The organism is Streptomyces sp. NPDC050388 (assembly GCF_040655635.1).
Taxonomy (GTDB): domain Bacteria; phylum Actinomycetota; class Actinomycetes; order Streptomycetales; family Streptomycetaceae; genus Streptomyces.
Map to the genome: position 1 here is coordinate 1 of NZ_JBFAKH010000189.1, position 5,386 is coordinate 5,386.

3 protein-coding genes and 3 pseudogenes are annotated in these 5,386 nt (G+C 70.1%); 4 read left to right on the plus strand and 2 right to left on the minus strand.

The window, feature by feature from the left end; genetic code table 11:
• Positions 1-344: 344 nt before the first annotated feature.
• Positions 345-1,066 (plus strand): annotated as a pseudogene (locus tag AB0I73_RS40135) (IS6 family transposase).
• A gap of 43 nt (positions 1,067-1,109) precedes the next feature.
• Here AB0I73_RS40135 and AB0I73_RS40140 read toward each other — a convergent pair.
• Positions 1,110-1,379, minus strand: coding sequence for a hypothetical protein (locus AB0I73_RS40140; protein ID WP_363045332.1), 270 nt, complete (start codon positions 1,377-1,379; stop codon positions 1,110-1,112).
• A gap of 550 nt (positions 1,380-1,929) precedes the next feature.
• Between AB0I73_RS40140 and AB0I73_RS40145 the strand changes: the two genes are divergently transcribed.
• Both AB0I73_RS40145 and AB0I73_RS40150 read left to right on the plus strand, forming a co-directional pair.
• Positions 1,930-2,133, plus strand: a complete 204-nt coding sequence (locus AB0I73_RS40145; RefSeq protein WP_363045333.1) for a cold-shock protein — start codon at positions 1,930-1,932, stop codon at positions 2,131-2,133.
• Between the two features lie 685 nt (positions 2,134-2,818).
• Positions 2,819-4,165, plus strand: coding sequence for an NADH-quinone oxidoreductase subunit D (locus tag AB0I73_RS40150; protein ID WP_109381899.1), 1,347 nt, complete (start codon positions 2,819-2,821; stop codon positions 4,163-4,165).
• 191 nt (positions 4,166-4,356) lie between these two features.
• Here AB0I73_RS40150 and AB0I73_RS40155 read toward each other — a convergent pair.
• Positions 4,357-4,896, minus strand: a pseudogene (locus tag AB0I73_RS40155) (IS6 family transposase); the annotation flags it as partial.
• A 33-nt stretch (positions 4,897-4,929) separates the two neighbouring features.
• On the opposite strand from AB0I73_RS40155, the pseudogene AB0I73_RS40160 reads away from it, so the two are divergent.
• Positions 4,930-5,303, plus strand: a pseudogene (locus AB0I73_RS40160) (transposase); the annotation flags it as partial.
• Positions 5,304-5,386 lie beyond the last annotated feature (83 nt).

Here is a 5,386-nt window from a genome sequence, read left to right on the forward strand (position 1 = left end):
GCCCGCCGGGGGCCCTCGCGGCTCCGGGGCTTCGAGTGCCCAGCCCGAGACCTGCGCAAGCCTTTCGCCCCCCCTGCGTCGCGCGGCCGTCCGGGTCCGCCCACCGCGCGTCCGGCGTCCCCGCACGGGCCGGTGCCGGGAACGTTCGGTCGGGACCGGGAAAAGCCGTGGGAGCCCGGCGGGCGGGATGCCGGGATGGCCCGACGGGGAGACCGAGCGTCGGTGATCGTGGACCGAGGCAGGTACCAGGACGCGCTGACACCGTGGGAGGAATGGGGCCCTGTCCCGTTGGCTGACGGTGGGGGAGGGTTTTCGAGTCGATCGTGCCGTGTCGGGGGCTGCTCATGTCGTCCGTGCCGCCGTCGTGCCAGGGGCACCGGTCCCCGGTAAAGACCCTCTCCCCCTGCGTGGGGCGGTACGTCCGCTTTCCGTTCGGCTGCCGCAAGGCCGGGGGGGTCGCTGCCCGGGCGCGGCGTCCTCGTGTCCTACGCGACGATCCGCCGGTGGTGCGCCACGTTCGGGCAGCCCTACGCCAACGGCCTGCGTCGCCGACATGCGAGGCCGGGCGACAAAGGGCACCCGGACGAGGTCTTCGTGAAGATCAACGGAGAGCAGAAGTATCGGTGGCGGGCCGTGGACCAGCACGGCAACGTGCTCGACCTCCTGCGCCGGTCGAGGCGCGACGCCACGGCCGCCCAGCGGTTTCTGGCCGAGCTGATGAAGAAGCAGCGCCAGGTGCCCCGGGGGGCCGGCCACCGACCCGCTGCGCTCCTCCGGCGCGACCCGCCGCGAGGCGATGCCTTCGGCCGGGCACCGCTCCCATAAGGGCCTGAATCACCGGGCCGAGAACAGCCACCAGCCCACCCGGCAGCGCGAACAGGCGATGCAGGGCTTTTGCTCCGCCGGCGCCGCACAAAGATTCCTGTCCGCCTTCAGCGGCATCTCACCCCACTTCCGGCCTTACCGCCACCTGATGACCGCCGCCCACTACCGCGCCGAGACGACCGTCCGCTTCGTCGTCTGGCACCAGATCACCGACGCTGCCGGCCGGGCCACCACGGCCTGACCTCGGACCCGAACCGCAAGCCCGCCACGCCCCGACGACGTCATCAGACACCCACACACCCCACAACGTGACAGCGCCGCCCGGACACCTGCAGCACCGCCGGCGCCACCGTGGCCGGGTCTCCGCCGGTCACCCACCGGAAGCGGGCCACCATCATCAGGTCGTCGACGCTCTCCCGTACGGACCCGTCCACGATGCCAAGGCCGCTCGGGCGTTCACGCAGCACCACATCGCCCGGCTCTTCATCATCCGCGATCTGCTGGTAGTCCCCCGAGTCGGGGCAACCCGTGAACTCGTACACCCAGTGGCCCATGCCGGTCATCCTGGCGTGCACCACGAGCACCCCACTGATCAGGTGCGCAGGCTGTGGAGTGGAGTCGCCCGAAGGGATCAGGGGCGCTGCTGATCAGACACTTCCGCGGTGGGGGTCCTGGAGCCGGTCGTCGGCCGGCCCGAGTCCGCTTTCTGGAGCGGGTATGCCCGCCCCGGCGGCGACGCGGTCGCGGCCCACGGTGCCGCCTCCGGCCCGGCCGCCCGCCGGAGGGGCGGGCCGCGGTCCACTTCCGCCAGCCCTCGGCGACGCCCCACGAGCCGGTGCTCGGAACTGGGCGTCGCTGCGGGCGGTCGCCTTCAGCGGCTTGCGGGAGCGCTGGCACCGGCGCACGCCGGGGCCGGCGGGGTTTCGGCCTGCGGTGCCCCCGCAGAGGGACTAGCGTGATCCACAGAGCAGTCGTGGTTCCGAAGTCGTTCGCCCGCGGTCACCTTGCCCGCGGGCGCATCGCTGTGCAGCCCGCTCCGGACCAGGCGATCACCTCCGGACCCGCAGCACCGTGCGGGCCCGAACCCCCGCGAAGGAGACAGGCATGGCCAGGGGCACCGTGAAGTGGTTCAACGCGGAGAAGGGCTTCGGCTTCATCGCGCAGGAGGGCGGCGGCCCGGACGTCTTCGCCCACTACTCCAACATCACCGGGCAGGGCTACCGCGAACTGCAGGAGGGCCAGCACGTGGAGTTCGACCTCACCCAGGGCCAGAAGGGCCCCCAGGCGGAGAACATCCGCGTCGTCTGACCCCAGCGCCCGAACAGGCCCGGCACCGTGGAGGGTGCCGGGCCTGCGTGTCTGGCCGCGCGTTACTCATCGGCGCCGTCCCTGGGGCGGTATGCCCACCCCTGTGTCGATGCGGTCGCAGCTCACGTCGCAGCGTCTGACCCGGTCGCCCGCCGAAGAGGCTGACCGTGTTCTACTTCTGCGAGTCCGCTTGAGGGGGCTTCCCGAGCCCGCATTCGAGGCTGCCGAGAATGCTGTGCGCGGCCATCGTGCACAGCGATTCTCACGAATGGCAACGCCGGCGGTGACCGCCGTGGACGCCGGCGCAAGCACCGCCAGCCCTCGGCTCGCGGGGGCGCCTGCGCGGCCGACCTGGGGCCGGGGGCGAAGGCGGCCTTCACGTCCCCAGCGGTTTCCCCATGTGTTGGGGTGGGGCTGCAGGGCTCACGCCCTCCGAGGCGATCGCCGGGACCACGGCGGAGGCGCGGGCATCTCTCCGATCCTCCCCGAGGGCCTACCTGGCCGGCCGGGTGTTCATCACAGATGTGCGCGATCCTGGACTTAAGCGGCGCATGCAGCCAAGCCGTGCCCTTGCGGCTGGCGCGAGGCGCCGGCAAGCGGAAGCGGAACGCGCCGGCCTTTCCCGATCACCTCGCGACTCGGGTACGCGGACGCGAACGGCGACCCGAGCGGAGGTCATGGGCTGATGAGCGGCACCGAGCAGGAGCCGGCGGGAGCTCGGGACACGACCGAGGGGCCCCTCTACACCGTCACCGGCGGCGACTGGGACGAGGTCGGCGACGCCGCGCAGCGACAAGGGAGGGCGGATGACGAGCGGATCGTCGTGAACATGGGTCCGCAGCACCCGTCCACGCATGGGGTGCTGCGCCTGGTCCTGGAGATCGACGGTGAGACGGTGAAGGAGGCCCGCTGCGGCATCGGCTACCTGCACACCGGGATCGAGAAGAACCTGGAGTTCCGGAACTGGGTGCAGGGCACGACGTTCGTGACGCGCATGGACTACCTGATGCCGCTGTTCAACGAGACGGCCTACTGCCTCGCGGTGGAGAGGCTGCTCGGGATCACCGCCGACGTGCCGGAGCGGGCGAGCGTCATCCGGGTAATGATGATGGAGCTCAACCGGATCTCCTCGCACCTGGTCGCGTTGGCCGCCGGCGGGATGGAGATCGGCTCGACCACGCTGATGGTCTACGGCTTCCGTGACCGCGAGGTCATCCTGGACATCTTCGAGCTGGTGACCGGGCTGCGCATGAACCACGGTTACGTGCGTCCCGGCGGGCTGGCGCAGGATCTGCCCCCGGGCGCGTTGGACCAGATCCGCGAGGGTGTGAAGCTGTTGCGCGCGCGGCTACCGGAGTACGACAAGCTCGCGACCAACAATCCGGTCTTCAAGGCCCGGTTGGTCGACGTCGGCTACCTGGACCTCGCGGGCTGCATGGCGCTCGGCGCCACCGGGCCGATCCTGCGCGCCACCGGCCTGCCGCACGACCTGCGCAAGTCGCAGCCCTACTGCGGTTACGAGCAGTACGACTTCGAGATCGAGACCGCCGACAGCTGCGACTCCTACGGGCGCTTCCTGATCCGTCTGCGCGAGATGGAGCAGTCGCTGCGGATCGTCGAGCAGTGCCTGGAGCAGCTGGCGGGCGGCGGCGGTGCGGTGATGGTCGCGGACAAGAAGATCGCGTGGCCGGCGCAGCTGTCGCTCGGCGCGGACGGGCTGGGCAACTCGCTCGACCACATCCGCAAGATCATGGGCGAGTCGATGGAGGCGCTGATCTACCACTTCAAGCTGGTGACGGAGGGGTTCCGGGTGCCGCCCGGGCAGGCGTACGTGGCGGTCGAGTCCCCCAGGGGCGAGCTGGGTGTGCACGTCGTCTCCGACGGCGGTACCCGGCCGTACCGGGTGCACTTCCGCGACCCGAGCTTCACCAACCTGCAGACGATGGCCGCGATGTGCGAGGGCGGGCAGGTCGCGGACGTCATCGTCGCCGTGGCGAGCATCGACCCAGTGATGGGAGGCGTAGACCGGTGAACGAAATCCGTCCCACATCGGCCGCCCACCACCGGGGCGACGCCCTGGCCGGCCCGGGCGGTCCCCGGGAATCCCTCTTCCCGGTACCGAAATGACCACCCCCGAACACTCCGGACGGTGTTGTCAGGTTGAGCGAGTGCTCGAGGGTGTGAGCCGGTTCGGCGCGTTTCGGCTTCGGTGGTGACAGCGGCTCAGGCTATGGCGGGCAGGCTGGCGACGCCGGTGATCTGGTCCCAGATCACGAAGCGGAGGATCATCTCGGCGCGGTAGTTCGGGGCGGCGAGGAGGTGACGGCGGGGTCGGAAATGGGATGAGATGCCGCTGAACGCGGCCAGGAACCGCTGGGCTCCACCCACCGATCGGAAGCCTTTCATCGCGCGCTCGCGTTGCCTCGTCGGCTGGTGGGAGTTCTCGGCCCGGTTGTTCAGGCCTTTGTGTGAGCGGTGTTCGACCGACGGCATCACCGTGCGGTGGGCGGCGCCGTAGGAGCGGAGCTTGTCGGTGACGATCATCCGGGGCACCGACCGGGTCTTCTTCATCAGCTTCCGGAAGAAACGCCTGGCCGCGGCCTCGTCCCGCCGGTTCTGCAGCAGGATGTCCAGCACGTTCCCGTGCTGGTCCACGGCCCGCCACAGGTACCGCTGCACACCGTTGATCTTGACGAATACCTCGTCCAGGTGCCATGTGTCACCAGGCCCCGGACGGCGCCGACGTAGAGCAGCGGCATAAGAGGTCATCTCATTTGGTTCGATAGGCTGTTGGCTGTGGTGGGGATCGTTGAGCGGCTGGTGCCGGATGAATTGTGGGAGCTGTTCCAGCGCGTGGTGCCGGAGGCGCCATCGCGGCCTCAGGGCGGCGGCCGGCGCCGGCACGGTGACCGTGAGGTGCTGGCCGCGATCGTGTTCGTGGCGACGTCCGGCTGCACGTGGCAGCAGCTGCCCTCGGCGTCGTTCGGGCCGTCCGGGGCAACGGCGCACCGCAGGTTCACCGAGTGGACGAAGGCACGGGTGTGGGCCAGGCTGCACCGCCTGGTCCTCGACGAACTGGGCTCGCGTGGTGACCTGGACTGGTCGCGGTGCGCAATCGACTCGGTGAACATGCGGGCCCTGAAAAAGGGGATCTGACAGGTCCGAATCCTAATGGGCACCGAAGCGAGGCATCGCCATCCGAATCGGGAGCCGTGAGCTCTGTCGACAGGCTGCGGGCTTGCTTCAGAGGCAC